The following is a 1,073-nucleotide window of genomic DNA, read 5'->3' as shown; positions in this document are numbered from 1 at the left end:
GTCACCGAGTATCCGCCGGATCCCGACGGCGTCGGGTGCGACCGCTGTTCAAATTATTTGGCGCTACCGAAACCGCAAACCTGAAATTGAACACGTCGGCTCCGCCCACACCGACCACGATCTCGCAGCGCTGATGGTCAAGGCTCAGCGACTTGTCGATGGCGAGCAAATTTCACTCGACCTCGGAGTGCTGCCTTTCCCGGTTGCCGTGTCTGGAACAGGCACGGTTGATAATCCCGTCACGGTATCCGGCGAACGCGCAGGTCTTCTCCTAGACGCGATTCGCGGGGCCTTCCAACTCCTTGGTCTGGATGCGGCAAGCGGCGAGGATGAGGTGTTTTTCAACCTGGTCCAAGCCCGGATTATCTCGCCAGGATCCAAGTTGGATTCCATTGAAACTCTGGCAGAAGTCGGCGTGAAGCAAGCCTCCTACAAAACCATTCAACGTCGTCTTCCGCGGTATGCTGACAAGGACTTCCGCGACCAGATAACCCACGCCCTAGCTACACACGCGGCCATTGGTCCTGGTGTGATGGTTCTCTACGATGTGACGACCTTGTATTTTGAAACTGACGTGCCCGACGAGCTGCGCAAACCCGGGTTTAGTAAAGAACGCCGACTCGAACCCCAGATCACTGTCGGGATGCTCACCGACTCCACCGGCTTCCCCTTGGCGATCGGCGCGTTTGAAGGCAATCGTGCTGAAACGCACACCATGTTGCCAATGATCCTGCGTCTTAAAGACGTCTACCACCTTGACGACATCACGATTGTTGCTGATGCTGGCATGTTTTCAGCCGCCAACAAGACCGCGATTATCGATGCCGGGTTGGACTACATTCTGGGCACGAAAGAACGCGAAATCCCAGAACCAATTAAAGCCTGGCTGGATGCGGTGGAAGGACGCAGCTACACCGACTACGAAGACGGACACATCTGGACCCACCGTCACCACAGCGACAAACGCCGCACCAGCGGGACACCGCAGGCAGTGACCTATTACCAGTATTCCTACGATAGGGCTCGGCGCACAAGACGCGGCATCGGCGAACAATTAGATAAAGCCCAACGTG

The 1,073-nt window shown here is 56.5% G+C and carries 1 protein-coding gene; it reads left to right on the top strand.

Translation table 11 applies throughout. The annotated features are described in order from the left end of the window. Positions 1-1,073, top strand: a 1,073-nt coding sequence (locus ABJ196_RS12630) for an IS1634 family transposase (protein WP_347307581.1), incomplete at both ends; no start/stop codon positions are given.

The sequence above is a fragment of the Corynebacterium sp. SA-MJD20WY100 genome (assembly GCF_039822565.1).
In the GTDB taxonomy this organism is placed as follows: Bacteria; Actinomycetota; Actinomycetes; order Mycobacteriales; family Mycobacteriaceae; genus Corynebacterium; species Corynebacterium phoceense_A.
This window is presented reverse-complemented; position numbering and strand designations above follow the sequence as displayed.